This window comes from Rhodococcus rhodnii NBRC 100604, from assembly GCF_001894925.1.
Lineage (GTDB): Bacteria > Actinomycetota > Actinomycetes > Mycobacteriales > Mycobacteriaceae > Rhodococcus_F > Rhodococcus_F rhodnii.
On sequence record NZ_BCXD01000013.1, the window covers coordinates 85,703 to 111,962 of the forward strand.

A 26,260-nucleotide genomic window follows, 5' to 3' on the forward strand; every position below is an offset into this window, starting at 1 on the left:
GATGGTCCTCGCCGACCGGGTGTGGAAGAACTTCGGGGCGCTGAAGGTGCTCAAGGGCGTCAGCCTCGAGATCGGCAAGGGCGAGGTCCTGTGCATCGTCGGCCCGTCCGGCTCGGGCAAGTCCACCTTCCTTCGGTGCATCAATCACCTCGAACAGGTCAACGGAGGGCGGCTCTACGTCGACGGCGACCTCATGGGGTACGAGGAGAAGCACGGCAAGCTCTACGAACTCTCGCCGAAGACCGCCGCCAAGCAGCGCCGCGACATCGGCATGGTGTTCCAGCACTTCAACCTGTTCCCGCATCGCACGGCGCTCCAGAACATCGCCGAGGCGCCGATGCAGGTGAAGAAGATCGGCCGCAAGAAGGCAGAAGCACGCGCACGGGAACTCCTCGAGCGCGTGGGGCTGGCCGAGAAGGCGCACGCCTATCCCGCCCAACTCTCGGGCGGTCAGCAGCAGCGCGTCGCGATTGCACGCGCTCTGGCGATGGACCCGAAGCTCATGCTCTTCGACGAGCCGACCTCGGCCCTCGACCCCGAACTCGTGGGGGAGGTGCTCGCCGTCATGAAGCAACTCGCGAGCGACGGCATGACGATGGTCGTCGTCACGCACGAGATGGGCTTCGCGCGCGAGGTCGCCGACGAACTCGTGTTCATGGACCACGGCGTCGTCGTCGAGTCGGGCGATCCGCGCGAGGTGCTGTCGAACCCGCAGCACGAGCGCACCAAGGCGTTCCTGTCGAAGCTTCTCTGACCGAAACTTCTCCGACCCAGATTTCTCCGACCGGCGAGAGCCCGGCGGCGGGTCAGCCGGGCTTGTGGCAGCAGAAGATCGCGGTGCCGGGGAAGATCGCGCCGCGCAGTGGGCTCCACTGCCCCCACTCGCGGTCGAGATGCTCGGGCCATTCCGGTTCGACGACGTCGTCGAGGACCAGCCCTGCGGCCACGATGTCACGGACGCGGTCGCCCATCGTCCGATGGTGTTCGACGTACACCGGCGTGCCGGCCTCGTCGACCTCGACGTACGGGGACCGGTCGAAGTACGGAAAGCGCGCGACGAGGCCGTCGGGGCCGGGGTCGTCGGCGAAGATCCACCGCATCGGGTGATTGATCGAGAACACCCAGCGCCCGCCCGGGCGCAGGACGCGTGCCACCTCGGCCATCACCGCTCCGGGGTCCGCGACGAACGGAACTCCACCGAAAGCCGAACATGCGTCGTCGAAGCTCGCGTCGGCGAAGGGCAGCGACTCGGCGTCCGCCTGGACGAGGGGGACCTGCGGGCCTCCCCGCCGCATCGCGGCGACTCCCCGCGCCAGCATCCCCATCGACAGATCGAGGCCGACGGGGTGTGCGCCGTGTGCCGCGAGCCAGCGCGAACACGGCGCCGAGCCGCAACCGACCTCGAGGATGCGCTTGCCGGCGACGTCGCCCAGCAGATGGTGATCGCCCTCGTGCAGGCCCTCGGGGCACCACACGAACTCGCCTTCGGGGGAGTCGGCGCCGAGGAAGCCGCCGTGCGTACGGTGGTAGTCGCCGGCGTCGGCGTCCCACCACATCCGGCTCGCGCGGCGGCTCTGCCGCGAGTCGACGCGAATCCGCGCGACGCGCGTCTCACCGAGCGCCACCTCGGCCTCGTGGTGCCGTCCGGTGGCGGGGTCGCCCGTGGCCCCGTGGTCGGTGCTCATCGCTCGACAGTAGCCCGGCTCGGCGCGACCGCCGTGCGGGGTGGTTTGCCGGAGCGGAGAACGACCGCGTAGGCTGTGTCACGCGAGTGTCGACCGGCGTGTATCCGCTGTGGGTTCCGACGTGCTGCGGCTTCCGGCGTGCGCACTCGTAGCATCCTCGATCGGGCGGGAACCTTTTTCGCATTCGTATCGGTGTGCTCGGTTCGATCGGGTGTGCAGTGCACGTGCGCCCGTCGAGCGCAACGTCCAGCAGAACTCCATCAACCGACTACAACGTGTCCGGAGCAACTCACCACATGCCCTCCACCACCGTCACCTCGCCGCAGGTAGCCGTCAACGACATCGGCTCCGCCGAGGACTTCCTCGCCGCCATCGACAAGACGATCAAGTACTTCAACGATGGCGACATCGTCGAAGGCACGATCGTCAAGGTCGATCGTGACGAGGTCCTTCTCGACATCGGGTACAAGACCGAAGGTGTCATCCCTTCCCGCGAACTGTCCATCAAGCACGACGTCGACCCCAACGAGGTCGTTTCCGTGGGCGATGAGGTCGAAGCCCTGGTCCTCACCAAGGAGGACAAGGAAGGCCGCCTGATCCTGTCGAAGAAGCGGGCGCAGTACGAGCGCGCGTGGGGCACGATCGAGGAGCTCAAGGAGAAGGACGAGGCCGTCAAGGGCACCGTCATCGAGGTCGTCAAGGGCGGCCTGATCCTCGACATCGGCCTCCGCGGCTTCCTCCCGGCATCGCTCGTCGAGATGCGTCGCGTCCGCGACCTCCAGCCGTACGTCGGCAAGGAGATCGAGGCGAAGATCATCGAGCTCGACAAGAACCGCAACAACGTCGTCCTCTCGCGCCGCGCATGGCTCGAGCAGACGCAGTCCGAGGTGCGCAGCGAGTTCCTGCACCAGCTCCAGAAGGGCCAGGTCCGCAAGGGCGTCGTGTCCTCGATCGTCAACTTCGGCGCGTTCGTCGATCTCGGCGGTGTCGACGGCCTGGTGCACGTCTCCGAGCTGTCCTGGAAGCACATCGACCACCCGTCCGAGGTCGTCGAGGTCGGCAACGAGGTCACCGTCGAGGTTCTCGACGTCGATCTCGACCGCGAGCGTGTCTCCCTGTCGCTCAAGGCGACGCAGGAAGACCCGTGGCGTCAGTTCGCCCGCACCCACGCGATCGGCCAGATCGTGCCGGGCAAGGTCACCAAGCTCGTTCCGTTCGGCGCGTTCGTTCGCGTCGAGGAGGGCATCGAGGGCCTCGTGCACATCTCCGAGCTGGCCGAGCGCCACGTCGAGGTCCCGGACCAGGTCGTCTCCGTCGGCGACGACGCGATGGTCAAGGTCATCGACATCGACCTCGAGCGTCGCCGTATCTCGCTGTCGCTGAAGCAGGCGAACGAGGACTACAACGCCGAGTTCGACCCGTCGAAGTACGGCATGGCCGACAGCTACGACGAGCAGGGCAACTACATCTTCCCCGAGGGCTTCGATCCCGAGACCAACGAATGGCTCGAGGGCTACGAGAAGCAGCGCGAGGAGTGGGAGAACCGCTACGCCGAGGCGGAGCGTCGCCACAAGATGCACACCGCGCAGATGGAGAAGATGGCTGCCGACGAGGCCGCCGAGGCCGCGAACGCCGCAGCCGGCTACTCCTCGGAGTCCGGTGCCGCGCAGCAGACCAGCAGCGCGCCGGCCGAGACGACGGGTGGCTCGCTCGCGAGCGATGCGCAGCTCGCCGCGCTTCGCGAGAAGCTGTCGGGCAACGCCTGATCTTCCGATTCCACGAACGAACCCCCTGGCCGCCGGTCAGGGGGTTCGTTCGTGTTCGGAGTTCGTTCGGTGTGACTGTGCGCTACGGCGGTCCGTCCGTGCGAGGGGGCGTCGCAGAGGCGGCGTCAGCCGACCGGCGCGGTCACCCAGCGCGGGCGCGCCGGTGCGGTGCGCGGACGCACCGCGGATCCGCCGAGCGCCGCGATGCTGTGACGGCCGGGCCTGCGCAGGGCGGCCCACCAGAATCGGGGGAGGGCGGCCAGAGCCCGCGCGATCTCGGGGATCTCACGGCACGAGACGGTGCCGGCGACGCCGATGCGATGCCGTCCCTGAGTCGGTGCTGTGGTCATGGCGAGCTCCGTTCGCGGGGGCCGATTTCCGCGACAGTAACCGAGACGAGGCCGCAGTCCTGGCATTTCGCCCGCGAGTCGGACACACCGAGAGTGCGGGAGGCCGACCGGACGCGGGTGATGACACACTGACGTCGTGCTGAGAATCGGCCTCACGGGAGGCATCGGATCGGGCAAGTCGACGGTGGCGAACGCGCTCGCGGCGCGCGGCGCCGTCGTGGTGGACGCGGACCGGATCGCGCGCGAGGTGGTCGAGCCGGGAACACCGGGACTGGCGGCGCTCGTCGAGCGGTTCGGCTCGGAGATCCTCGACGACGAAGGGGCGCTCGACCGGCCCGCCCTCGCCCGTATCGCCTTCGCCGACGACGACTCGCGCACCGCGCTCAACGGCATCGTGCATCCGCTCGTCGGGGCGCGCACGCAGGAACTCGTCGACGCCGCCGGGCCGGACGACGTCGTCGTGCAGGACATTCCGCTGCTCGTCGAGGGCGGGATGGCGCCCGCGTTCGCGCTGGTCGTCGTGGTGTGGACGCCCGAGGCGGAGCGGCTGCGGCGGCTCGTCGCACTGCGGGGGATGGACGAGGCCGACGCGCGGAACCGTATCGCGGCGCAGGCGAGCGACGAGCAGCGGCGCGCCGTCGCCGACGTGTGGCTCGACAACAGCGGCGCTCCCGGTGCTCTCGACGACACGATCGCGGAGCTGTGGACGGAGCGGCTCGTGCCGTTCGCACGCAATCTTCGCGACGGCGTCGTCGCGCGCAGCCTGCCGGTGCTCGTGGCGGCCGACCCGGCATGGCCCGATCAGGCCCGGCGCGTGATCGCGCGCCTGGCGCTCGCGTGCGGCGACGCCGCCGTGCGCATCGACCACATCGGATCGACCGCGGTTCCGGGGGTGCCGGCCAAGGACGTGATCGACGTGCAGATCACCGTCCGCGACCTCGCCGCCGCAGACGCTCTCGCCATCCCGCTCGCGGAGATCGGCTTCCCGCGGCGTGACGACATCGACCGAGACGACCCGAAACCGGCGTATCAGGGCGGCGAGACGGACCCGGCACTATGGGCCAAACGCTTCCACGGTTCGGCGGACCCGGGGCGGCCGGTCAACGTGCACCTGCGCGTCGACGGCTGGCCGAATCAGGAGTTCGCGCTGCTGATCCGTGACTGGCTGCGCAGCGACGAGTCCGCGCGCGACGAGTACGTCGCGGTGAAGGAGCGCGCCGCGGCGGCAGCAGCGGACCTCGCGGATCACACCGAGGCGATTACGGCGTACCTCGACGTGAAGACGCCCTGGTTCGATCTCGCGTATCACCGGGCATGGGAGTGGGCGGCCGAGACGGGGTGGACGGCGGCTGCCGCCCCGGAGTGACGCCGCGGCCTCACGCCCAGTCGATCGGCATCCCGAGCGACCGCGTCCACGCGTCGAAGTCGTGGCCGTGGGCCGCGATGCCGTCGGTCGCGCGCATCGCCGTCTCGACGGCGTACGTCGCGGATTCCGCGTCGAGAAGCCCGCTGCCCGTCGCGTCGAACAACTCGTCGACGTCCAGAACCTCCGTCTCACGCCCAGTGCGGACCACGAGATCGACGTAGAAGTCGACGGACGTCCACCGCTGCGGTCCGGGGCGGTAGCGGCCGATGTCGACGTAGCGGTCCTGGTCGCGTTCGTTGCCGGGGGTGAACCGGAAGATCGTCGCCCGCACACCGAGCTCGGGAAGCAGCCAGGACTGCACGTGGTCGAAGGACGGATGGTCGGCGGACCGCGCCATGTAGAGGCCCCACGGCTCGGCCCGGTACTCCGCGACCGGACGTACGAATCCCTTGGGGTCGGTGTTCGTCATCGCCTCGAGGTCGAACACCTCGTGCTTGGGCGGGTGGATCGAGTGGCCGGCGGTTCCGGTCGAACGCGTCATGACGGGGAAACTACCGCTGCGGGGGCGTCGTGGCGCGCGGGCATCCCGGGGTGTCGCCACCTGCGCCTACCCTGGAGTCATGGCATTCGCATCCGAGCATCCCGTGGTCGCGCACTCGGAGTTCCGGCCGATCGGTGAGATCGAGCGCGCCGACTCTCCGTTCCAGGTCGTCAGCGAGTACGAACCCGCGGGTGACCAGCCCGCGGCGATCGACGATCTCGAGCGCCGCATCCGCGCGGGCGAGAAGGACATCGTCCTCATGGGTGCCACGGGCACCGGCAAGTCGGCGACGACGGCCTGGATGATCGAGCGTGTCCAGCGCCCGACGCTCGTGATGGCACCGAACAAGACCCTCGCGGCGCAGCTCGCGAACGAGCTGCGCGAGATGCTGCCGAACAACGCCGTCGAGTACTTCGTCTCGTACTACGACTACTACCAGCCCGAGGCGTACATCGCGCAGACGGACACCTACATCGAGAAGGACTCGTCGATCAACGACGACGTCGAACGGCTGCGCCACTCGGCCACGTCGGCGCTGTTGTCGCGTCGCGACGTCGTCGTGGTCGCGTCGGTGTCGTGCATCTACGGTCTCGGCACGCCGCAGTCCTACCTCGATCGGTCGATCCAGCTCGAGGTCGGCGTCGAGGTGCCGCGCGACGCCCTGCTGCGGCTGCTCGTCGACGTCCAGTACAACCGCAACGACACCTCGTTCGTCCGCGGCAGCTTCCGTGTCCGCGGCGACACGGTGGAGATCATCCCGTCGTACGAGGAGCTCGCCGTCCGCATCGAGTTCTTCGGCGACGAGATCGAGGCGCTCTACTATCTGCACCCGCTCACAGGCGACGTCGTGCGGCAGGTCGACTCGCTGCGGATCTTCCCTGCGACGCACTACGTCGCGGGGCCCGAACGCATGGAGCGCGCCGTCCGCGACATCGAGACCGAACTCGAGGAGCGGCTCGGCGATCTCGAGAACAAGGGCAAGCTGCTCGAGGCGCAGCGGCTCCGCATGCGCACCCAGTACGACCTCGAGATGATCAAACAGGTCGGCTTCTGCTCGGGTATCGAGAACTACTCCCGCCACATCGACGGCCGCGCCGCGGGATCGGCGCCCGCGACGCTCATCGACTACTTTCCCGAGGACTTCCTGCTCGTCATCGACGAGTCGCACGTGACCGTCCCGCAGATCGGTGCGATGTACGAGGGCGACATGTCGCGCAAGCGCAATCTGGTCGAGTTCGGTTTCCGGCTCCCGTCCGCCGTCGACAATCGCCCGCTCACGTGGGAGGAGTTCTCGGGTCGCATCGGCCAGACCGTGTACCTGTCGGCGACGCCCGGCAAGTACGAACTCGGCCGCACCGGTGGCGAGTTCGTCGAGCAGGTCATCCGCCCGACGGGTCTCGTCGATCCGAAGGTCGTCGTCAAGGAGACCAAGGGGCAGATCGACGATTTGGTCCACGAGATCCGTACGCGCAGCGAGAAGGACGAGCGCGTGCTCGTCACGACGCTCACCAAGAAGATGGCGGAGGACCTCACCGACTATCTGCTCGAACTCGGCATCCAGGTGCGGTATCTGCACTCGGACATCGACACGTTGCGCCGCGTCGAGTTGCTGCGACAGCTGCGGCTCGGCGAGTACGACGTCCTCGTCGGCATCAACCTCCTCCGTGAGGGGCTCGACCTCCCCGAGGTGTCGCTCGTCGCGATCCTCGACGCCGACAAGGAGGGCTTCCTGCGGAGCCCGACGAGCCTCATCCAGACCATCGGCCGTGCGGCGCGCAACGTGTCGGGCGAGGTCCACATGTACGCCGACAAGATGACGGACTCGATGTCGTTCGCGATCGAGGAGACCGAGCGCCGCCGCGAGAAGCAGATCGCCTACAACAAGGAGATGGGCGTCGATCCGCGGCCGTTGCGCAAGAAGATCGCCGACATCCTCGACCAGGTGTACGTCGAGGCCGAGGACAGCGAGGTCGGTGTCGGTGGGTCGGGACGCAACTCCTCTCGTGGACGGCGTGCCCAGGGCGAGCCGGGCCGTGCCGTGTCGGCGGGCATCTACGAGGGCCGCGACACGAAGTCCATGCCGCGCGCCGAGCTCGCGGACCTCGTCCAGAGCCTCACCGACCAGATGATGAGCGCCGCGCGCGACCTGCAGTTCGAGCTCGCGGGCCGGCTTCGCGACGAGATCGCCGATCTCAAGAAGGAGCTGCGCGGCATGGACGCCGCGGGCCTGAAGTAGACGGGCGACGAGCCCACCCGGCGTTGTGATGTGTCACAGCGCCGGGCCGTGTGGCGCGGGTACTTTCCCCGTTGCACCCGCTGGCGATAGTCTCACGGGAAATCTCGTGGCAGACAGGAGAAACGAATGAGCGCCTATCGGACCGTGGTCGTGGGAACGGACGGCTCGGAGTCGTCGTTCCGCGCTGTGGACAAGGCGGCCGAACTCGCCCGTGACGCCGAGGCGAAACTCGTCATCGCGTGCGCGTACTACCCGGCGGACCCGAAGGAGTCCCAGCAGGCGGCCGACATCCTCGGTGACGAGGCGTACCAGGTCACGGGCTCGACCCCGACCTACGAGATCCTTCGCAGCGCCCGGGAGCGCGCGACGGACCGTGGCGCGACGTCGATCTCGGAGCGCGCGGTGGTGGGCTCGCCGGTCGAGGCGTTGCTCTCGCTCATCGAGGAGACCGACGCGGATCTGCTCGTCATCGGCAATCGCGGACTGAACACGCTGACGGGCCGGTTGCTCGGCTCGGTGCCGTCGGACGCCGCGCGCAAGTCGACGTGCGACGTGCTGATCGTTCACACCGTCAGGTAGCAGAGCGAGCGGGGGCGTCAGTCGGTGCAGTAGGTCTCGTTCGCACCGTCGACGAGAGTGATCGCGACCCCAGCGGGATCTCCGGTTCCCGGCACCGCCCACGCGCCCCACTCGTGCAGGTGCGCCGCCACGGTCGCCGGCGGCTCGCCCGCCGCGAGCCGCTCGCACACCCCCGTCGCGATCGCGGTGAGCGTGGCGGGTGGCGGAACGGCGAGCCCGGCGTCCGAGAGCAGCGAGCGATACCGCACGATGCGGGGATCCTGGTCGGCGGCCGGGCGTGCCGCCCCGCCCTGCGGTGCCGCCTCGCTCTGCACCGCGGTGGACGCGATCGGGGTGTGCGACGTCGCCGCGGCGTCCGAGGACTCCCGACCCGAACACCCCGCGAGAAGTGCGGCGGCGGCACACGCCGCGATACACACCGTCGGGACGCGGCTGCTGGTGCGGAGCGGAAGTGGACGCATGATCCTCGGGGGTCGGTGTCGTCACTCACCGGGACGGGGTGTCACCGGGTCGGTGCACCGAAACCTACTCTCCGCCTCGCGGGTTCGCAGCTTCGGGCGATTCGGTGTGCGTGAGCCCGGACAGCGACTCGGGCAGCGACTCGGTGTGCAGCACGCCGAGTCGCTGCGTCGCACGGGTGAGGGCGACGTAGAGATCGCTCGTGCCCCGCGGCGACTCGGCCACGACGGCGTGCGGTTCGACGAGATGGACGGCGTCGAACTCGAGCCCCTTGACGTCGCGTACCGTCGCGACACTCACGGTGTCGGATTCGAGGTGCGCGAACCGCGACCGCATCCCCTGGGGGACGACGACCGCCGTGGTTCCCGGCAGCTGCGTCTCGGCCTCGACGGCGGCGGCGACGGCGTCGTCGAGACCGTCCTCGGAGACGCGGCGTGCCCAGGGCCGATGTCCGGAGTCACGGATCGACCGCGGCAGTTGCTGTGCCGGATCGATCTCGGCGAGGACGTCGTGCGCGATCGTCATGATCTCGGACGGCGTGCGGTAGTTCACCGTGAGTTCGGTGAGTTTCCAGCGCCGCGCGACGTACGGCTCGAGCACCTCCTGCCACGACGACGTGCCCGCCGGATCGCCGGTCTGGGCGGTGTCGCCGACGAGCGTCATCCAGCGATTCGGGATGCGCCGCATGAGCATCCGCCATGCCATGTGCGACAGTTCCTGGGCCTCGTCGACGATGACGTGACCGTAGGTCCAGGTGCGATCGCCCGCCGCACGTTCGGCGGTCGTGAGGCTGCGGTTGCCGTCCTGCCGCTCCGCGAGCTGTTCGGCGTCCATGATGTCGTAGGCCATGAGGATCTCGGGGTCGAGTTCGTCCTCGATGTCCTGTGACGCCGAGCCGGTGAGGATGTCGAGTGCGCCCTGTGCGTCCTCGATCTGCTGGCGCCAGCGCCGGGCCGAGCGTTCGCGCTCCGCGGAGTCGTCGACCCCGAGCAGCTCGGCGAGTTCGTCGAGCAGTGGTGCGTCGGCGGGGGAGAAGCCGGGTCCGGTGCGCACGAGTTCGGCGCGATCGGATTCCGTGAGCCCGGGGGCCGCGGAGGCGAGCCTGCGCGGATCTCGCCACAGTCCGGTGAGCACCTCCTGCGGGGTCAGCGTCGGCCACAGCCGATCGATCTCGCGGAGGATCGCGGGATCCTCGCGCATCTCGGAGCGGATGTCGGCGAGATCCTCACCGGAGAGCAGGTTGCCGCCGCCGACGAGGTTCTCGCCCACGATCGACGCGAACTGCCGTGCGAGCGCGTCGATCACGGCCTTGACGAACACGGGACGCGCGATGTTGTGCGGCTTGCGCGACGACCGCGCACGGCCGCGCGCCGTGCTCACGGTCTTGCGGTCGAGGACGAGTTCGTACGTGTCGAACACGACGCGGACCGGTTCCTTCGGCAGTTCCTGGCGGTCGCGGACTGCGCGCTTGCACACGTCGAGCATGTCGAGCGATCCCTTGAGCTCGCCGCCGCGCAGCGAATCGTCCACGGTCGCGACGACGCCCGGGTAGAGATCGCCGATCGTCGAGAGCAGCACGCCGGTCTCGCCGAGCGACGGAAGCACCTGGCCGATGTAGTCGAGGAAGGTCGAGTTGGGGCCGATGATGAGCACACCGGCGCGGTCGAGCTGCTTGCGATAGGTGTAGAGCAGGTACGCCGCGCGGTGCAGGGCGACGGCGGTCTTCCCGGTGCCGGGACCGCCCTGGACGACGAGCACGCTGCGATGCTCGGACCGGATGATCGCGTCCTGCTCCGACTGGATCGTCTCGACGATGTCGTTCATGTGCCCGGTCCTGGCGGCATCGAGGGCCGCCAGGAGCGCGCTCTCACCGGCGACGCCCGCGGTCGCTGCACCCGTCGACGCGTCGACGACTCCGGCGCGCTGGGCGGCGGCGACGTCGAGGTACTCGTCGGCGAGGCCGACGATGCGGCGCGATCGGCTGCGCAGATGCCGTCGCCGGGTCACGCCGTCGGGGGTCGCGGGCGTCGCGAGATAGAAGGGCCGCGCGAGCGGGGCGCGCCAGTCGAGCAGCAGCGGCTCGAAGTCGCCCTGCTCGTCGAGGATCCCGACGCGGCCGATGTAGCGCGCCTCGGTGCCGTCGTCGGTCCCGTCGCCGCCGCGCTCGAGATCGATCCGGCCGAAGCACAGGCCGTTCTCGGCGGCGTCGTACTTCGCGAGGTCGTCGGTGTAGAGCTGATTGAACGATTCGCGTTCGCTGCGGGCCTGCGGCGTCCCACCGGATTCCAGGAGGACGGTGCGCAGCCGCTCCTGCGCGTAGCGGCGCAGATCGTCGAGGCGCCCGTAGAGCCGATCGACGTACCGCTGTTCGAGCGCGAGCTCGGTGGCTTCCGCGGTGGCGTCGCCGGTCTCGTCGGATCGTGTCACGCGTGCTCCTGACCAAGGGGTGTCCGCCACCGTCGCGGGGTGGGCGGAGCGTCGAGAAAGTGCCCGAGAAGTCTAGTCGGACACACGGGGTGGCGTCAGAAGCCGCAGGTGAGACGGATGGTGAACAGACGACGTGGGGGCCGCCGATCGACGATCGGCGGCCCCCACGTGGGTCGACGGCGAGATCAGCCGGCGATCTCCTTGCGCTTCTTGTCGGCCTTGGCGACGGCCGCGCGGGCCTTCTTCTCGGCCTTGTCGCGTGCCTTGCGGCCCTTCTTCGACAGCGTCTCGCCCTGATCGGCCGTGAGGTCCGAGGCGAGGGCCGCCCACTTCTCGCTGCGCTGGCGCGCCATCTCGGCGAGAGCGGGGCCGCGGTCCTTGGCGACCTCGGCCAGACCCGCACTGCGCTCGCGCGCGGCCTCCGCGAGCTTGGGGCCGCGGTCCTTTGCCACCTCCGCCAGCTCCGCACCGCGATCCTTCGCGACCTCGGCCAGACCCGCGCCGCGTTCGCGTGCGGCGTCGGCGAGCTTGGGGCCGCGGTCCTTCGCGACCTCGATCGCCGAGCCGACCAGGGCGGCGCCCTTGTCCGCCGCGACGCCGCTCGCCGCCTGTGCGCGCTCGGCCGCCGCGTGCACCGCGGGCGGGACCTCGGGGAGCGACGGCGAGTCGTGTGATCCGCCGGGCAGCGCCGAGGAGATGTTCTCCTGGGCCTTCCGGGCGGCGCGGCGGCCACGCCAGCCGAGCGAGGGCTTGCCCTCGGTGTCGACGGAGGCGAGCAGGAGTCCGCCGAGCAGACCCGCGTTCTTGAAGAACTGCGTGCGATGCATCGCACGTTCCTGCGGGTCCTCCTTGGCCCAGAAGTCGTGACCCGCAACGGTCGTCGGGACGAGGCTGCCCGCGAGCGCGAGTGCCGAGAGCCGCGGGAACTTGCCGAGCGACAGCAGGACGCCGCCACCGACCTGGACCGCCGCGTTGACCTTCACCAGTGTCTCGGCGTCGGTGGGCACGGAGTCGGTGACCGAGTCCGGCAACGCCCCCGTCGTCTTGTCGATCCACGGCCCGGCGACGGTCGCCGGTCCCTGCGCGTCGCGCAGCGTCGCGATGCCGCTGCTGATGAAGATCGAGCCGAGCAGTGGCCGGGCGATTCGCCGTACCAGCATGTGAGTGGCCTCCCTCTCCGTACTTCTGCCTACGGACGTTCGTGTACCTGCGGTGTTCGTGTACCTGCGGTGTTCGTGTACCGGGTGCGTTCGTGCTCTCACCCACCCTAGCGACGCTCCGTGCCGTGATGGGGGGATCGCCCGGTGGCCGACCGGGCTGTGCGGCGCGACGTCACCAGTCGCGTTCGCGCCATTCGTCGAGGTGCGGGCGTTCGGCGCCGAACGTCGTGTCGTCGCCGTGCCCGGGGTAGACGACGGTGTCGTCGCCGAAGCGGTCGAAGAGCTTGCGTTCGACGTCGCCGAGAAGCGATTCGAACTCGTCCGGACCGGCGGTGCGGCCGATCCCGCCGGGGAAGAGCGAGTCGCCCGTGAACACGTGGACGCGTCCGGTCGGCTCGGTGAGGGTGAGCGCGATCCCGCCCGGGGTGTGGCCGGCGAGATGCACGACGCCGAGTGTGAGACCGCCGACGGTGATCGCGTCGCCGTCGTCGACGCGCCGGGCGGGTGCGACGGGGAGCGCGTCCGCGTCGAGCGGATGGGCGATCGTCGGGGCGCCGGTCGCGGCGGCCACCTCCTCGAGGGCCTGCCAGTGATCGCCGTGCTGGTGCGTCGTCACGATCGCCTCGACGGCGGCGTCGTCGGCAGCGATCGCACCGAGGATGCGGTCCGCGTCGTTCGCGGCGTCGACGAGGAGGGCACGGCCGGTCGTGGAACAACGCACCAGATAGCTGTTGTTGTCCATGGGGCCGACCGAGATCTTCACGATCGTGGCGTCGTCGAGGGTTCGGCGTGCCGCGCCGCTCCCGGCGGCGACGTGCCCGGAGTAGGAGTCCTCGATCACGATGGGCTGCTGGGTCATGTGGTGGAGGCTACCGTCGGGCGCCGGGAACGAGCGGCGACCCGTGGGTGTCGGTGGTCGGATCTAGCATGGAACGTGGTGCCGAGCGCTGCGCGGTGACGCGCGCGTGGGTGCCGGTCGCGCGTGGCAGTCGCGCGTGACGAACGAAGGGAATTGGGTGTGGCCGATCGTCTGATCGTGCGCGGGGCGCGTGAGCACAACCTGCGAGGAATCGATCTCGATCTACCCCGCGACAGCCTGATCGTGTTCACGGGGCTGTCCGGGTCGGGCAAGTCGAGCCTCGCGTTCGACACGATCTTCGCGGAGGGGCAGCGCCGCTACGTCGAGTCGCTGTCCGCATACGCGCGTCAGTTCCTGGGTCAGATGGACAAGCCCGACGTCGACTTCATCGAAGGTCTCTCGCCTGCGGTCTCCATCGACCAGAAGTCGACGAATCGCAATCCCCGTTCGACGGTCGGCACGATCACCGAGGTCTACGACTACCTCCGGTTGCTGTTCGCCCGCGCCGGTACCCCGCACTGCCCGGTGTGTGGCGAGCTCATCGCGCGTCAGACACCGCAGCAGATCGTCGATCAGGTGCTCGAGATGGAGGCCGGCACCCGGTTCCAGGTCCTCGCACCCGTCGTCCGGACGCGCAAGGGCGAGTTCGTCGATCTGTTCGAACAGCTCAACACACAGGGCTACTCGCGTGTCCGCGTCGACGGCGCCGTCCACTCGCTCACGGATCCGCCGAAGCTCAAGAAACAGGAGAAGCACGACATCGACGTCGTCGTGGATCGCCTGACTGTCAAGCCGACGTCGAAGCAGCGGCTCACCGACTCGGTCGAGACCGCGCTCGGCCTCGCCGACGGCATCGTCGTGCTCGACTTCGTCGACCGCGAGCCCGAGGCGGCGGATCGCGAGCGGCGGTTCTCCGAGCGGCTCGCATGCCCCAACGGGCATCAGCTCGCGATCGACGAACTCGAGCCGCGCTCGTTCTCCTTCAACTCCCCGTACGGCGCGTGCCCCGAGTGCGCGGGTCTGGGTATCCGCAAGGAGGTGGACCCGGAGCTCGTCGTCCCCGACCCGGACCGCACCCTCGCCGACGGCGCCATCGCGCCGTGGTCGATGGGGCAGAGCGCCGAGTACTTCACGCGGTTGCTCTCCGGCCTCGGTGACGCGCTCGGCTTCGACCTCGACACACCGTGGCGCTCGTTGCCCGCGAAGGCACGCAAGGCGATCCTCCAGGGCAGCACGGAGCAGGTCCACGTGCGGTACAAGAACCGCTACGGCCGCGTCCGCTCCTACTACGCCGAGTTCGAGGGCGTCATGCCGTTCCTGCACCGCCGGCTCGAGCAGACCGAGTCCGAGCAGATGAAGGAGCGCTACGACGGCTACATGCGCGACGTGCCGTGCCCGGTCTGCGGCGGCGCGCGGCTCAAGCCCGAGATCCTCTCGGTCACCGTGGCGAGCGACACCTACGGCGACAAGTCGATCGCCGACGTGGCGGAGCTGTCGATCGCCGAGTGCTCGGCGTTCCTGAACGATCTCGTGCTGGGTGCGCGCGAGGAGGCCATCGCGGGCCAGGTGCTGCGCGAGGTGCAGGCCCGACTCGGGTTCCTTCTCGACGTCGGGCTCGACTATCTCTCCCTCGCCCGTGCCGCGGGCACGCTGTCGGGCGGTGAGGCACAACGCATCCGGCTCGCGACGCAGATCGGCTCGGGCCTCGTCGGAGTGCTCTACGTCCTCGACGAACCGTCGATCGGGCTGCACCAGCGCGACAATCGACGGCTCATCGAGACGCTCACGCGGCTGCGCGATCTCGGCAACACGCTGATCGTCGTCGAGCACGACGAGGACACCATCCGGGCGTCGGACTGGATCGTCGACATCGGCCCGCTCGCGGGTGAGCACGGCGGCCGCGTCGTCCACAGCGGCTCGTACGACGAACTGCTGAAGAACACCGAATCGCTCACGGGTGCGTATCTCGCGGGGCGCGAGTCGATCGCGCTGCCCGAGTCCCGGCGACCGGTGGATCCGGAGCGTCGGCTGAAGGTCGTCGGTGCGCGCGAGAACAATCTGCGCGGCATCGACGTCGCGTTCCCGCTCGGCGTCCTCACCGCGGTGACCGGCGTGTCCGGGTCGGGCAAGTCGACACTGGTCAACGACATCCTCGCGACCGTCATGGCGAACAAGCTCAACGGCGCGCGGCAGGTGCCGGGTCGGCACACGCGGGTCGAGGGGCTCGATCAGCTCGACAAGCTGGTCCAGGTGGACCAGTCGCCGATCGGCCGCACCCCGCGTTCGAATCCCGCGACCTACACGGGTGTCTTCGACAAGATCAGGACACTCTTCGCGGCGACGACCGAAGCGAAGGTCCGCGGCTATCAGCCCGGCAGGTTCTCGTTCAACGTCAAGGGCGGTCGGTGCGAAGCGTGTTCGGGCGACGGCACCCTCAAGATCGAGATGAACTTCCTGCCCGACGTGTACGTGCCGTGCGAGGTGTGTCACGGGGCGCGGTACAACCGCGAGACCCTCGAGGTCCACTACAAGGGCAAGACCATCGCCGAGGTGCTCGACATGCCGATCGAGGAGGCCGCGGAGTTCTTCGAGCCCGTCACCTCGATCCACCGCTACCTCAAGACGCTCGTCGAGGTGGGTCTCGGGTACGTCCGGCTCGGTCAGCCGGCGACGACGCTCTCCGGGGGTGAGGCGCAACGCGTCAAGCTCGCGGCCGAACTGCAGAAGCGCACGAACGGCCGCGCGGTGTACATCCTCGACGAGCCCACGACGGGCCTGCACTTCGAGGACATCCGCAAGCTGCTCGGCGTCCTGGGCGGGCTCGTCGACAAGGGCAACACGGTCATCGTCATCGAGCACAACCTCGACGTCGTGAAGACCTCGGACTGGATCGTCGACATGGGCCCCGAAGGCGGAGCCGGCGGCGGCACCGTCGTGGCCGAAGGGACTCCGGAAGAGGTCGCCGCGACTCCCGAGAGCTACACCGGCGCGTTTCTGCGCGAGGTACTCGAGCCCGCGCCGAAACGGCGAGCCGGAAAGTCGAGGTCGTCCGGGACGGCCGCCAAGCCTGCGCGCTCCAAGAACGGCGCAGCGAAGGCTGCGAAGCCCACGAAGGCGGCGGCCGAGCAGCCGAAGGCCGCGGCGGCAAAGGCCGCCGCGAAGCGCGCGTCCCGCAAGGCGGCCGCGCTCCGCTGACCACGCGGCCGGTTCTATCATCGGACTCTGCCCGCCACCGGGGTCGACCGGCGGCGGGCAGAGACCAGTTCCACAGACGAGTTCCATACGGAGATCGGGAGCGATGAGCACGGATTCCCAGACCACCCAGAGTCACGGCGGTCCCCAACAGCGCGAGTTCCAGGCGGAGACACGGCAACTGCTGGATCTGATGATCCATTCGATCTACTCGAACAAGGACACCTTCCTGCGTGAGTTGGTATCCAATGCGTCGGACGCACTCGACAAGCTCAAACTCGAGGCGTTCCGCGACAAGGATCTCGACGTCGACACGTCGGATCTGCACGTCGAACTCGAGGTCGACGCGGCGGCGCGCACGCTCACCGTGCGCGACAACGGCATCGGCATGAGCCGTGACGAGGTCGTCGACCTCATCGGCACGCTCGCGAAATCCGGTACAGCGCAGATGCGTTCGGCACTCGCCGCAGCGAAGAACGCGGAGACCAGCGCGGCCGCCGAGGAGCTGATCGGCCAGTTCGGCATCGGCTTCTACTCGAGCTTCATGGTTGCCGAGACCGTCACCCTCGTCACCCGCAAGGCGGGCGAGCAGACCGCGACGCGCTGGGAGTCGAGCGGCGAGGACACCTACACGATCGAGGAGATCGACGGCGCTCCGCAGGGCACGTCCGTCACGCTCTCCCTGAAGCCGGCCGCCGACGACGAGCTCCGCGACTACACCGACGAGCGGGTTCTCCGCGACGTCGTGGGCCGCTACTCCGACTTCATCGCGTGGCCGATCCGGATGCAGGTCGAGCGGACCAGGACCGTCGGCGAGGGCGACGACGCGACCGAGGAGACGACGCTCGAGGCGGAGACCCTCAACTCGATGAAGGCGCTGTGGACGCGCCCGCGGGACGAGGTCACCGACGAGGAGTACCGCGACTTCTACCGCCACGTCTCCCACGCGTGGGACGAGCCGCTCGAGATCGTGCCGATGAAGGCGGAGGGCACGTTCGAGTACCAGGCGCTGCTGTTCATTCCGTCGGTCGCGCCGTTCGATCTGTTCATGCAGGGCGGCCGCACCGGCGTCTCGCTCTACGTGCGCCGTGTGTTCATCATGGACGACTGCGAGGAGCTGGTCCCGAGCTACCTGCGTTTCGTCAAGGGCGTCGTCGACGCCGCGGACCTCTCGCTGAACGTCTCGCGCGAGATCCTGCAGCAGGACCGGCAGATCGGTGCGATCCGCCGCCGCCTCACCAAGAAGGTGCTCGCGACCGTCAAGACGATGCAGCGCGACGAGCCCGAGAAGTACCGGACGTTCTGGACCCAGTTCGGCCGCGCCCTCAAGGAAGGGCTCGTGTCGGACACCGACAACCGCGACGCGATCCTCGCGGTCTCGTCGTTCGAGTCGACGGCGGGGGAGGAGCCCACGACGCTCGCGCAGTACGTCGAGCGCATGAAGCCGGGTCAGGACACCATCTACTACGTCACGGGCGAGTCCCGTCGCCAGCTCGAGGCGTCGCCGCACATGGAGGCGTTCACCGCCAAGGGGCTCGAGGTGCTCCTGCTCACCGATCCCGTCGACGAGATGTGGGTCGACGGCGTTCCGGAGTTCGACGGCAAGAGCTTCCGCTCGATCGCCAAGGGTGAGCTCGATCTGGACGACGCCGACAGCGACGAGGCGAAGTCCGAGCGCGACGAGCGGAACAAGTCCTTCGAGGACTTCCTCACGTGGGCGCGGGGTGTGCTGGGCGAGACGGTGCGGGACGTGAAGGTGTCCACGCGGCTCACGTCGTCGCCCGCGGTCCTCGTCGGAGACGCCTTCAGTATGACGCCGGCGCTCGAACGGCTGTACCGGGCGTCGGGACAGCAGGTGCCGGCGAGCAAGCGAACCCTCGAGGTCAACCCCGATCACCCGCTCGTGGCGGGCCTGCGGGCGGCGCACGGTGAGCGTCCCGACGACGACACGCTCGCCGACACGGTGCATCTGCTGTACGGGATGGCGGTCATCGCCGAGGGCGGCGAACCCGAGGATCCGGCGGAGTTCGCGAAGCGGCTCGCCGGTGCGCTGACCCGGGCCGTCACCGTCGGTTCGTGACCGTCACGTCGTGATGACGGCCGCGAGGTCGTCGCTGCGCGACCACATCGGCCAGTGACCCGTGGGGAGGTCGACGTACTCGACATTCTGGAGTGCGCCGGCCTCCACCGCAGGGCCGAATCCTTCTGCTGCCCATTCCGGCAATTGCGCGGCGCTGAAGCTCGTGCAGACGAGGGTCGTGGGGACGGTCAGCCGCCGGGGATCGGTGAGCCGGTACGGAGTACGTGCCGGGCCCGCCGGTTGCGGGACGGCGCGTTCGGCGAACGTGGCGAGCCGCTCGCCGTCGAGGCCGTCGAGACTGTTGCCGTCCGCTTCGAGATCGGCCCACGTCGGTAGCGGCAACTCGCCGATGTCGGGATCCACGTCGGGTCGCAGCGTCGCGCCGTCCTGGATCGGCCCGGTGTCGACGTAGACGATGCGCGAGATCGCGGTGGGGACCCGATCGCTCGCGGCGTACGCGAGCGGTCCGCCTCCGCTGTGGGCGACGAGGACGGTCTCCTCACCGGGCGGAACCGCGAGCACGGCGTTCACGACGGCGTCGATGTGGTCGTCGAGCGTCACGGCGGCGCGCTCCTCCGCGGTGGCCGTCGGCTCGAGGCCGGGAAGGGTCAGTGCCGTCGCGACCGCGGCCGGCGAACTGGTGAGCAGACCGAGCATGTCGTCCCATGCCCACGCGCCGAGCCAGAAACCGGGAACCAGAACGTAGTGTCGCTGTCGTGTCATGGCACGAGTGTGCCGCAGCTCACCGACAGTCGGGGTCGAAGCTCAGTAGACGGGGCCGGTGTACTTCTCGCCCGGGCCCTGGCCGGGCTCGTCCGGATGTGCGGACGACTCGCGGAAGGCGCGCTGGAGCGCCTGCAACCCCTCGCGCATCGGGCCCGCGTGCGGTCCGAGCCATTCGATCGACGACGTGATGAGCCCGGCGAGCGCGGTGATGATGCGCCGTGCCTCGTCGAGGTCGAAGTGCGGGCTCGAGTACGGATCGTCGTGGGAGAGGCTGAGTTTCTCGGCAGCGGAACTCATGAGCATGACCGCCGCGCGGCTGATGACCTCGACCGCGGGGACCTCGGCGAGGTCGCGGACGTCGTCGGTCCCGCCGATCTCGCCGGGCAGCGGCGCCGCGGGGGCGTGACCTTCGGGGTCGCCGAAGGAGTGCGTGTTCTCGCTCATGGGGACAGAATCCCATCGCGGAGTCGCGCGGTGGCGCGCGGGTGCGGAATTGGCATCCTCCTGCGCGGCGGTGGTACCGTTGTCACCACGACCGCCTCCGGCATGTCCGGAGGCAGCAAGTGGAGTCCGACTCCCACCGTACGCGGCATCACAGCGGCGTCACGGTCCGGTCGCCCGCCCGGAGCGGTCACGTTCCGATCGGGTTCCCCGTCCCGGTCAGCCGGAATGCGGGGCGTGGTCTTCGACGAGTTCTCGCCGGCGGCTTCGGATCGGTCGGCATCGGGCCCCGCACGCGGAACATCCGCAGCGGGGCCTTTCTCGTGAGCAGACGGCGCGAGAGGCGCGAGTTCGCGGATGCCGAGATCGGACGTACGGGCTGCCTGCGGTCACGAGTACCGCAACCCACGGTGCTCGAGTTCCGCAAACCAGCGGTCACCGAGCGCCGCATTACCGAGGAGGCCCCATCAGCGCTGAGACCCGCATCAACGAACGCATCCGAGTTCCCGAGGTTCGCCTCGTGGGCCCCGGAGGCGAACAGGTCGGCATCGTGCGAGTTGAAGATGCACTCCGCTTGGCCACCGAGGCCGATCTCGATCTCGTCGAGGTCGCGCCCGATGCCCGTCCGCCGGTCGCCAAGATCATGGACTACGGCAAGTTCAAGTACGAGGCAGCGCAGAAGGCGCGCGAATCGCGCCGCAACCAGCAACAGACCGTCATCAAGGAGCAGAAGCTCCGGCCCAAGATCGACGACCACGATTACGAGACCAAGAAGGGTCACGTGATGCGGTTCCTCGAGGCGGGTTCCAAGGTGAAGGTCACCATCATGTTCCGCGGACGTGAGCAGTCGCGCCCGGAACTCGGCTTCCGCCTGCTCCAGCGGCTGGGTGCCGATGTGGCCGATCTCGGCTACATCGAGACCAATCCCAAGCAGGACGGTCGCAACATGACCATGGTCCTGGCGCCTCACCGGGGCCAGAAGACCCGCGCCAAGGCGCAAGAGGGTGTCGCAGCAGCGGCAGCCAAGCGAACGCAGTCGCCGCAGGCGCAGCCGGATGCCGCGAACCAGCAGGCATCCGGGAGTGCGTGAGCGCCGGCACAGAAGTTCGCCACGAACGTAGACAGGAAACCGAGGACCCCATGCCCAAGTCGAAGACCCACAGCGGCACCGCGAAGCGTTTCAAGGTGTCCGGTAGCGGAAAGATCCTGCGCCAGAAGGCCGGTCGCCGCCACCTGCTCGAGCACAAGGCCAGCAAGGTCACCCGTCGCCTCGACGGCAAGACCGAGGTCGCCAAGGCCGACGTTCCCCGCATCAAGCGCCTGCTCGACATCTGACGACCCCTTCCGACCACCGATCGGACCTCGCGTTCGGTCCGACTAGATTGACAGGATTTCTCCAGTGGCACGCGTAAAGAGGGCGGTCAACGCCCAGAAGAAGCGCCGTTCGACTCTCGAGGCATCGAAGGGCTACCGCGGACAGCGGTCGCGCCTGTACCGCAAGGCGAAGGAGCAGCAGCTCCACTCGCTCACGTACGCCTACCGTGACCGTCGCGCTCGCAAGGGCGACTTCCGCAAGCTGTGGATCACGCGTATCAACGCAGCGGCGCGCGCGAACGACATCACGTACAACCGCCTGATCCAGGGCCTGCGTCTCGCGGGTGTCGAGGTCGACCGCAAGAACCTCGCCGACATCGCCGTCACCGACGCAGCGGCGTTCACCGCGCTCGTCGCGGTCGCGAAGTCCGCACTGCCGGCGGACGTCAACGCTCCGTCCGGAGAAGCGGCCTGAGTCACACGCCGTCGAAGCGGCCCGCGGACGCTGTGCTCACCGAGCGCACGCCGCGGGTCGTTTCTGCTGTCAAGCTCCGTCGCGGCGCCGAGCGCCGCAAGACGGGGCGTTTTCTCGTGGAGGGCGAGAACGCGGTGTCCGCGGCGCTCGACGCCGGAGTGGTGCTGCACGACGTCTTCCACACCGAGAGCGCCGCGTCCCGCTACGGGACGCTCCTCGCGCGTGCGGACGCGTCCGGTGGCCGCGTCGCGCCGGTGACCGATCGCGCGATCCGGGGCCTGAGCGACACCGTGACGCCGCCGGGCATCGTCGCCGTCGCGGAGGTTCTCGACGCCGCGCTGGCCGACGTACTGGCGGCGACGCCGCGATTGCTCGCGGTTCCGGTGGAGATCGGTGAGCCCGGCAACGCCGGAACCCTCGTGCGGGTCACCGACGCGATGGGTGGTGACGGCGTCGTGTTCGCCGGCGACGCCGTCGATCCTCACAACGGCAAGGTGGTCCGCGCGTCGGCGGGAAGCCTCTTCCACGTGCCGATCGTGCGGGAGCGGGACCCGCTCGCCGCGGTGCACGCGCTGCGCGATGCGGGAGTCCAGGTTCTCGCGACGACGGTCGACGGCGACGTCGATCTGGACGAGGCCGACGAGTTGCTCGCGCGCCCCACCGCGTGGCTGTTCGGCAGCGAGGCCCACGGGCTCGCCGCCGAGGTCGCGCGGGAGGCCGATCACGCCGTGACGATCCCGATCCGGGGGCGCGCCGAGAGCCTCAATCTCGCGACGGCGGCGTCGATCTGTCTGTATCAGTCGGCGCGGGTACAGGCGCGCACGATGCCCCCTCGCCGACCACCGAGCGCAGGCAGTCCCCGTGGCCGGGATCGCGGCCACGCTCGATAGCATGGACTACCCGAACCCGCCGTCGCACGACCGTCCCGCCGCGCGAGGGTCGAGTGAGGCGACAACGAGTGAGGAGTGCACCGAACGTGGCCGACAACGAGGCAACCACGCCCGACGAGGCGACCGGCGCCACCGAGGTCGCACCGACCGAGGCGGTGCTCACGGCGGCCGTCGCCGACGCCGAGCAGGCGTTCGCTGCGGCGGCGACGCTCGACGAGCTCGCACACGCGAAGACGGCGCACATGGGCGATAAGTCGCCGGTCGCGCTCGCTCGGCGCGCGCTCGGCTCGCTGCCGAAGAGCGAGAAGGCGGACGCCGGCAAGCGCGTGAACGTCGCCCGCACCGCGGTCGCGGACGCCTACGACGAGCGGCGCGAGGTACTGCTCGCCGAGCGCGACGCCGCGGTCCTCGTCGCCGAGTCGATCGACGTCACGCTGCCCGCACGGCGTCGTCCCGCCGGCGCCCGCCACCCCGTGACGCTCATCGCCGAGCAGGTGACCGACGTCTTCGTCGGCATGGGCTGGGAGGTCGCCGAAGGGCCCGAGGTCGAGACGGAGCACTTCAACTTCGACGCACTGAACTTCCTGCCGGATCACCCGGCGCGGACGATGCAGGACACCTTCCACATCGCGCCCGAGGGCTCCCGTCAGGTGCTGCGGACCCACACCTCGCCCGTGCAGGTGCGCACGATGCTGACCCGGACGCCGCCGATCTACGTCGTGTGCCCGGGCCGGACGTTCCGCACCGACGAACTCGACGCGACGCACACTCCCGTGTTCTCCCAGGTCGAGGGGCTCGCGATCGACAAGGGGCTGACGCTCGCGCATCTGCGCGGGACGCTCGACGCGTTCGCGCGGGCGCTGTTCGGTCCCGAGACGCGAACCCGCATGCGGCCCAACTACTTCCCGTTCACCGAGCCCTCGGCCGAGGTCGACGTCTGGTTCCCCCGCAAGAAGGGCGGCGCCGGCTGGGTCGAGTGGGGCGGCTGCGGCATGGTGAATCCGCGGGTGCTCGTCGCGTGCGGCGTCGACCCGGAGGAGTACTCGGGATTCGCGTTCGGTATGGGACTCGAGCGCACGCTCCAGTTCCGCAACGGGTTGTCGGACATGCGCGACATCGTCGAGGGCGACGTGCGGTTCTCGCTGCCGTTCGGCGTCACCGGCTGACCGACCCCAGATCTTCGAGACGACGAACGAGAAAGCTGAGCAGACGTGCGAGTAGCGCAATCCTGGCTGACCGAGATCCTGCAGCGCGCGACCCCCGGGTGGCAGGTCACCGCCGACGAACTCGATGCGGGCTTCGTGAGGGTCGGACTCGAGGTCGAGGAGGTCGACCGGCTCGAGGCCGTGCAGGGCCCGCTGGTGGTCGGGCGCGTCGCGAGCATCGAGGAACTCACCGAGTTCAAGAAGCCGATCCGGTACTGCCTCGTCGACGTCGGTGCCGCCGAGCCGCAGGGGATCGTCTGTGGTGCGCGCAATTTCGCCGAGGGCGACCTCGTCGTCACGGCGCTGCCCGGCGCGGTCCTTCCCGGTGGTTTCGCCATCGCGGCACGCAAGACCTACGGCCGGGTGTCCGACGGCATGATCTGCTCGGCGTCGGAACTCGGCCTCGGCAACGATCATTCGGGAATCATGGTGCTCGCGCCGGGAACGGCTGCGCCCGGTGCCGATGCTGTGGAACTGCTCGGCTTCGACGACACCGTCGTCGAGCTGAACATCACCCCGGACCGCGGCTACTGCTTCTCGGTGCGTGGGCTCACGCGCGAACTCGCGAACGGTTTCGACCTCGAGTACGCCGACCCCGCGCTCGCCCCGGCGCTGCCCGCCGAGGGCGAGGCGTGGGACGTCGACGTCCGGGCCGATGCGCTGTGCACCCGCTTCGCGATGCGCCGCGTCACCGGTATCGACGCGACGGCCGTGACGCCGTGGTGGATGCAACGACGTCTGCTGCTGTCGGGAGTGCGCCCCATCTCGCCCGCCGTCGACGTCACCAACTACGTGATGCTCGAACTCGGCCAGCCGCTCCACGCGTTCGACGCCGCGGCGCTGCGCGGACAGCTCGTCGTGCGCCGCGCGGCGGAGGGCGAAAGGCTCACCACACTCGACGACGCCGATCGGGCGCTCGATCCCGAGGACGTCGTCATCGCCGACGAGACGGGCGCGGTGTCGCTCGCGGGCGTCATGGGCGGTGCGAGCACCGAGGTGTCCACCGAGACGACCGACGTCCTGCTTGAGGCCGCGGTATGGGATCCGGTGGCGGTCTTCCGGACGGTGCGCCGGCACAAGCTGGGCAGCGAGGCGTCCAAGCGGTACGAGCGCTCGGTCGATCCGGCGCTCCCGGCGCACGCTCTCGATCGCGCGGCCGCGCTGCTCGCAGAGATCGCGGGCGGCACCGTCTCGCCCGTCCTCACGGACATCGGCGAGGTCCCGGTCCGCGAACCGATCTTCATGGACATCGATCTTCCCGATCGGGTCGCGGGCGTCGAGTACCCGAACGGGACGGCGGCACGGCGGCTGACCCAGATCGGCGCCGCTGTCGACGTCGCGGTGAGCGAGACCGGCCACGGCCAGCTGTCGGCCACACCGCCGTCGTGGCGTCCCGATCTGACGCAGCCCGCGGATCTCGTGGAAGAGGTGCTGCGGCTCGAAGGCCTCGAGGACATCCCCTCGGTGTTGCCGCAGGCGCCCGCAGGCCGCGGGTACACGCCGTCGCAGCGCCGCAAGCGCACGGTCGGTCTCGCCCTCGCGTACGACGGGTACGTCGAGGTGCTGCCGCCCGTCTTCCTGCCCGCCGACGTCTTCGACGTGTGGGGTCTCGCCGCCGACGATCCGCGCCGCCGCACGACGTCGGTGCTCAATCCGCTCGAGGCGGATCGTCCCGATCTGCCGACGACGTTGCTGCCGGGACTGCTGGACGTGCTCGCGCGCAACGTCTCTCGCGGTCAGCGGGATCTGTCGCTGTACGGGATCGCCGAGGTCGTGCTGCCGGGCGACGCGACGCGCGCCGTCCCCGCGCTGCCCGTCGATCGTCGCCCGACCGACGACGAGATCGCCGAACTCGTGCGGTCGCTACCGGACCAGCCCGTGCACGTCGCGGGTGTCCTGACCGGGCTGCGTGAGCCCGCCGGTCCGTGGGGTCCGGGACGGGCGGCAGAGGCAGCGGACGCGTTCGCGGCTGTCGGCGTCGTCGCGGACGCCGCCGGTGTGGAACTGTCGTTGCGCGCCACGGAGTACGTGCCTTTCCATCCGGGTCGCGGCGCCGCCGTGTACTGCGGGGACACGCTGGTCGGGCATGCGGGAGAGCTGCATCCCGCGGTGCTCGAACGGGCGGGACTGCCGCCGCGGACGTGTGCCTTCGAGATCGACCTGGACGCGCTTCCGCTGGGCGAGCGCCTGCCGGCGCCCGTCGTGTCGCCCTTCCCGGCGGTGCATCAGGACGTCGCGCTCGTCGTCGCGGGCGACGTCCCCGCGGAGTCGGTGCGTGAGGCGCTCGTGGCCGGTGGCGGTGAGCTGCTCGAGGACGTGCGGCTGTTCGACGTCTTCGAGGGTGAGCAGGTCGGCGAGGGCAACAAGTCGCTCGCGTTCGCACTGCGCTTCCGTGCGTCCGACCGCACGCTCACCGAGGACGAGGCGAGTGCCGCGCGCGACACCGCCGTCGCCGCGGCCGCGGATGCGGTGGGAGCCGCGCTGCGCGCCTGACACCTGACCTTCTCGG

22 protein-coding genes are annotated in these 26,260 nt (G+C 69.5%); 13 read left to right on the forward strand and 9 right to left on the reverse strand.

Translation table 11 applies throughout. The features are described 5' to 3' along the window. The first annotated feature begins 1 nt into the window (after position 1). Positions 2-754, forward strand: a complete 753-nt coding sequence (locus RR1_RS11685) for an amino acid ABC transporter ATP-binding protein (RefSeq protein WP_040771991.1) — start codon at positions 2-4, stop codon at positions 752-754. Positions 755-806: 52 nt separating this feature from the next. Here the strand turns inward: RR1_RS11685 and RR1_RS11690 are convergent, their stop codons facing one another. Further along, positions 807-1,685, reverse strand: coding sequence for a class I SAM-dependent methyltransferase (locus RR1_RS11690; RefSeq protein WP_010836137.1), 879 nt, complete (start codon positions 1,683-1,685; stop codon positions 807-809). Between the two features lie 296 nt (positions 1,686-1,981). Between RR1_RS11690 and rpsA the strand changes: the two genes are divergently transcribed. Beyond that, positions 1,982-3,451, forward strand: coding sequence for a 30S ribosomal protein S1 (gene rpsA, locus RR1_RS11695; protein ID WP_040771965.1), 1,470 nt, complete (start codon positions 1,982-1,984; stop codon positions 3,449-3,451). A gap of 125 nt (positions 3,452-3,576) precedes the next feature. Here rpsA and RR1_RS11700 read toward each other — a convergent pair whose 3' ends face one another. Further along, positions 3,577-3,801 (reverse strand): hypothetical protein, encoded by a 225-nt coding sequence (locus RR1_RS11700; RefSeq protein ID WP_010836135.1) that lies wholly within the window; start codon positions 3,799-3,801, stop codon positions 3,577-3,579. Between the two features lie 136 nt (positions 3,802-3,937). On the opposite strand from RR1_RS11700, the gene coaE reads away from it, so the two are divergent. Beyond that, positions 3,938-5,167, forward strand: coding sequence for a dephospho-CoA kinase (gene coaE, locus RR1_RS11705; RefSeq protein WP_010836133.1), 1,230 nt, complete (start codon positions 3,938-3,940; stop codon positions 5,165-5,167). A 10-nt stretch (positions 5,168-5,177) separates the two neighbouring features. Here coaE and RR1_RS11710 read toward each other — a convergent pair whose 3' ends face one another. Then, positions 5,178-5,708 carry a ribonuclease FAU-1 family protein gene (locus RR1_RS11710; RefSeq protein ID WP_010836132.1) on the reverse strand — a complete coding sequence of 177 codons (531 nt, stop codon included), beginning with the start codon at positions 5,706-5,708 and terminating at the stop codon, positions 5,178-5,180. A 79-nt stretch (positions 5,709-5,787) separates the two neighbouring features. On the opposite strand from RR1_RS11710, the gene uvrB reads away from it, so the two are divergent. Continuing rightward, on the forward strand, positions 5,788-7,944 hold the full coding sequence (gene uvrB, locus RR1_RS11715; protein WP_010836131.1) for an excinuclease ABC subunit UvrB: 2,157 nt from the start codon (positions 5,788-5,790) through the stop codon (positions 7,942-7,944). Positions 7,945-8,070: 126 nt separating this feature from the next. Then, on the forward strand, positions 8,071-8,523 hold the full coding sequence (locus RR1_RS11720) for a universal stress protein (RefSeq protein WP_010836130.1): 453 nt from the start codon (positions 8,071-8,073) through the stop codon (positions 8,521-8,523). Positions 8,524-8,540: 17 nt separating this feature from the next. Here the strand turns inward: RR1_RS11720 and RR1_RS11725 are convergent, their stop codons facing one another. From RR1_RS11725 to RR1_RS11740, 4 genes are all read right to left on the reverse strand, one after another. Then, the gene (locus RR1_RS11725; protein WP_010836129.1) at positions 8,541-8,984 is read right to left on the reverse strand and encodes a DUF732 domain-containing protein; all 444 of its coding nucleotides are present in this window, start codon (positions 8,982-8,984) and stop codon (positions 8,541-8,543) included. Between the two features lie 64 nt (positions 8,985-9,048). Then, positions 9,049-11,409 (reverse strand): HelD family protein, encoded by a 2,361-nt coding sequence (locus RR1_RS11730; RefSeq protein WP_010836128.1) that lies wholly within the window; start codon positions 11,407-11,409, stop codon positions 9,049-9,051. 185 nt (positions 11,410-11,594) lie between these two features. Next, entirely contained in the window at positions 11,595-12,569 is a 975-nt protein-coding gene (locus RR1_RS11735; RefSeq protein ID WP_010836127.1) for a DoxX family protein, read from the reverse strand. 172 nt (positions 12,570-12,741) lie between these two features. After that, the gene (locus tag RR1_RS11740) at positions 12,742-13,428 is read right to left on the reverse strand and encodes an MBL fold metallo-hydrolase (protein ID WP_010836126.1); all 687 of its coding nucleotides are present in this window, start codon (positions 13,426-13,428) and stop codon (positions 12,742-12,744) included. Positions 13,429-13,587: 159 nt separating this feature from the next. On the opposite strand from RR1_RS11740, the gene uvrA reads away from it, so the two are divergent. Together uvrA and htpG are read left to right on the forward strand one after the other, a co-directional pair. Then, positions 13,588-16,623: an excinuclease ABC subunit UvrA gene (uvrA, locus tag RR1_RS11745; RefSeq protein ID WP_010836125.1), complete on the forward strand. Its 3,036-nt coding sequence runs from the start codon at positions 13,588-13,590 to the stop codon at positions 16,621-16,623. Between the two features lie 103 nt (positions 16,624-16,726). Next, positions 16,727-18,700, forward strand: a complete 1,974-nt coding sequence (gene htpG / locus RR1_RS11750; RefSeq protein WP_010836124.1) for a molecular chaperone HtpG — start codon at positions 16,727-16,729, stop codon at positions 18,698-18,700. A 3-nt stretch (positions 18,701-18,703) separates the two neighbouring features. Here the strand turns inward: htpG and RR1_RS11755 are convergent, their stop codons facing one another. Together RR1_RS11755 and RR1_RS11760 are read right to left on the reverse strand one after the other, a co-directional pair. Beyond that, positions 18,704-19,423, reverse strand: a complete 720-nt coding sequence (locus RR1_RS11755) for an alpha/beta fold hydrolase (protein WP_010836123.1) — start codon at positions 19,421-19,423, stop codon at positions 18,704-18,706. 42 nt (positions 19,424-19,465) lie between these two features. Then, the gene (locus tag RR1_RS11760) at positions 19,466-19,870 is read right to left on the reverse strand and encodes a hypothetical protein (RefSeq protein ID WP_010836122.1); all 405 of its coding nucleotides are present in this window, start codon (positions 19,868-19,870) and stop codon (positions 19,466-19,468) included. 463 nt (positions 19,871-20,333) lie between these two features. Here RR1_RS11760 and infC point away from each other — a divergent pair, with 463 nt between their 5' ends. From infC to pheT, 6 genes are all read left to right on the forward strand, one after another. After that, positions 20,334-20,957 (forward strand): translation initiation factor IF-3, encoded by a 624-nt coding sequence (gene infC, locus RR1_RS11765; RefSeq protein WP_040771988.1) that lies wholly within the window; start codon positions 20,334-20,336, stop codon positions 20,955-20,957. Between the two features lie 50 nt (positions 20,958-21,007). Further along, positions 21,008-21,202 carry a 50S ribosomal protein L35 gene (gene rpmI, locus RR1_RS11770; RefSeq protein ID WP_010836120.1) on the forward strand — a complete coding sequence of 65 codons (195 nt, stop codon included), beginning with the start codon at positions 21,008-21,010 and terminating at the stop codon, positions 21,200-21,202. A 64-nt stretch (positions 21,203-21,266) separates the two neighbouring features. Beyond that, positions 21,267-21,656: a 50S ribosomal protein L20 gene (rplT, locus tag RR1_RS11775; protein WP_010836119.1), complete on the forward strand. Its 390-nt coding sequence runs from the start codon at positions 21,267-21,269 to the stop codon at positions 21,654-21,656. 32 nt (positions 21,657-21,688) lie between these two features. Further along, positions 21,689-22,546 carry a TrmH family RNA methyltransferase gene (locus RR1_RS11780; RefSeq protein ID WP_081634042.1) on the forward strand — a complete coding sequence of 286 codons (858 nt, stop codon included), beginning with the start codon at positions 21,689-21,691 and terminating at the stop codon, positions 22,544-22,546. 86 nt (positions 22,547-22,632) lie between these two features. Beyond that, entirely contained in the window at positions 22,633-23,712 is a 1,080-nt protein-coding gene (gene pheS, locus RR1_RS11785; protein ID WP_010836118.1) for a phenylalanine--tRNA ligase subunit alpha, read from the forward strand. A gap of 45 nt (positions 23,713-23,757) precedes the next feature. After that, entirely contained in the window at positions 23,758-26,244 is a 2,487-nt protein-coding gene (pheT, locus tag RR1_RS11790) for a phenylalanine--tRNA ligase subunit beta (RefSeq protein WP_010836117.1), read from the forward strand. Positions 26,245-26,260: the final 16 nt, after the last annotated feature.

Coding starts and splice junctions, on each gene's coding strand:
- RR1_RS11685 (WP_040771991.1), top strand. CDS start 2: ATGGTCCTCGCCGACCGGGTGTGGAAGAACTTCGGGGCGCTGAAGGTG.
- RR1_RS11690 (WP_010836137.1), bottom strand. CDS start 1,685: ATGAGCACCGACCACGGGGCCACGGGCGACCCCGCCACCGGACGGCAC.
- rpsA (WP_040771965.1), top strand. CDS start 1,982: ATGCCCTCCACCACCGTCACCTCGCCGCAGGTAGCCGTCAACGACATC.
- RR1_RS11700 (WP_010836135.1), bottom strand. CDS start 3,801: ATGACCACAGCACCGACTCAGGGACGGCATCGCATCGGCGTCGCCGGC.
- RR1_RS11710 (WP_010836132.1), bottom strand. CDS start 5,708: ATGACGCGTTCGACCGGAACCGCCGGCCACTCGATCCACCCGCCCAAG.
- uvrB (WP_010836131.1), top strand. CDS start 5,788: ATGGCATTCGCATCCGAGCATCCCGTGGTCGCGCACTCGGAGTTCCGG.
- RR1_RS11720 (WP_010836130.1), top strand. CDS start 8,071: ATGAGCGCCTATCGGACCGTGGTCGTGGGAACGGACGGCTCGGAGTCG.
- RR1_RS11725 (WP_010836129.1), bottom strand. CDS start 8,984: ATGCGTCCACTTCCGCTCCGCACCAGCAGCCGCGTCCCGACGGTGTGT.
- RR1_RS11735 (WP_010836127.1), bottom strand. CDS start 12,569: ATGCTGGTACGGCGAATCGCCCGGCCACTGCTCGGCTCGATCTTCATC.
- RR1_RS11740 (WP_010836126.1), bottom strand. CDS start 13,428: ATGACCCAGCAGCCCATCGTGATCGAGGACTCCTACTCCGGGCACGTC.
- htpG (WP_010836124.1), top strand. CDS start 16,727: ATGAGCACGGATTCCCAGACCACCCAGAGTCACGGCGGTCCCCAACAG.
- RR1_RS11755 (WP_010836123.1), bottom strand. CDS start 19,423: ATGACACGACAGCGACACTACGTTCTGGTTCCCGGTTTCTGGCTCGGC.
- RR1_RS11760 (WP_010836122.1), bottom strand. CDS start 19,870: ATGAGCGAGAACACGCACTCCTTCGGCGACCCCGAAGGTCACGCCCCC.
- rpmI (WP_010836120.1), top strand. CDS start 21,008: ATGCCCAAGTCGAAGACCCACAGCGGCACCGCGAAGCGTTTCAAGGTG.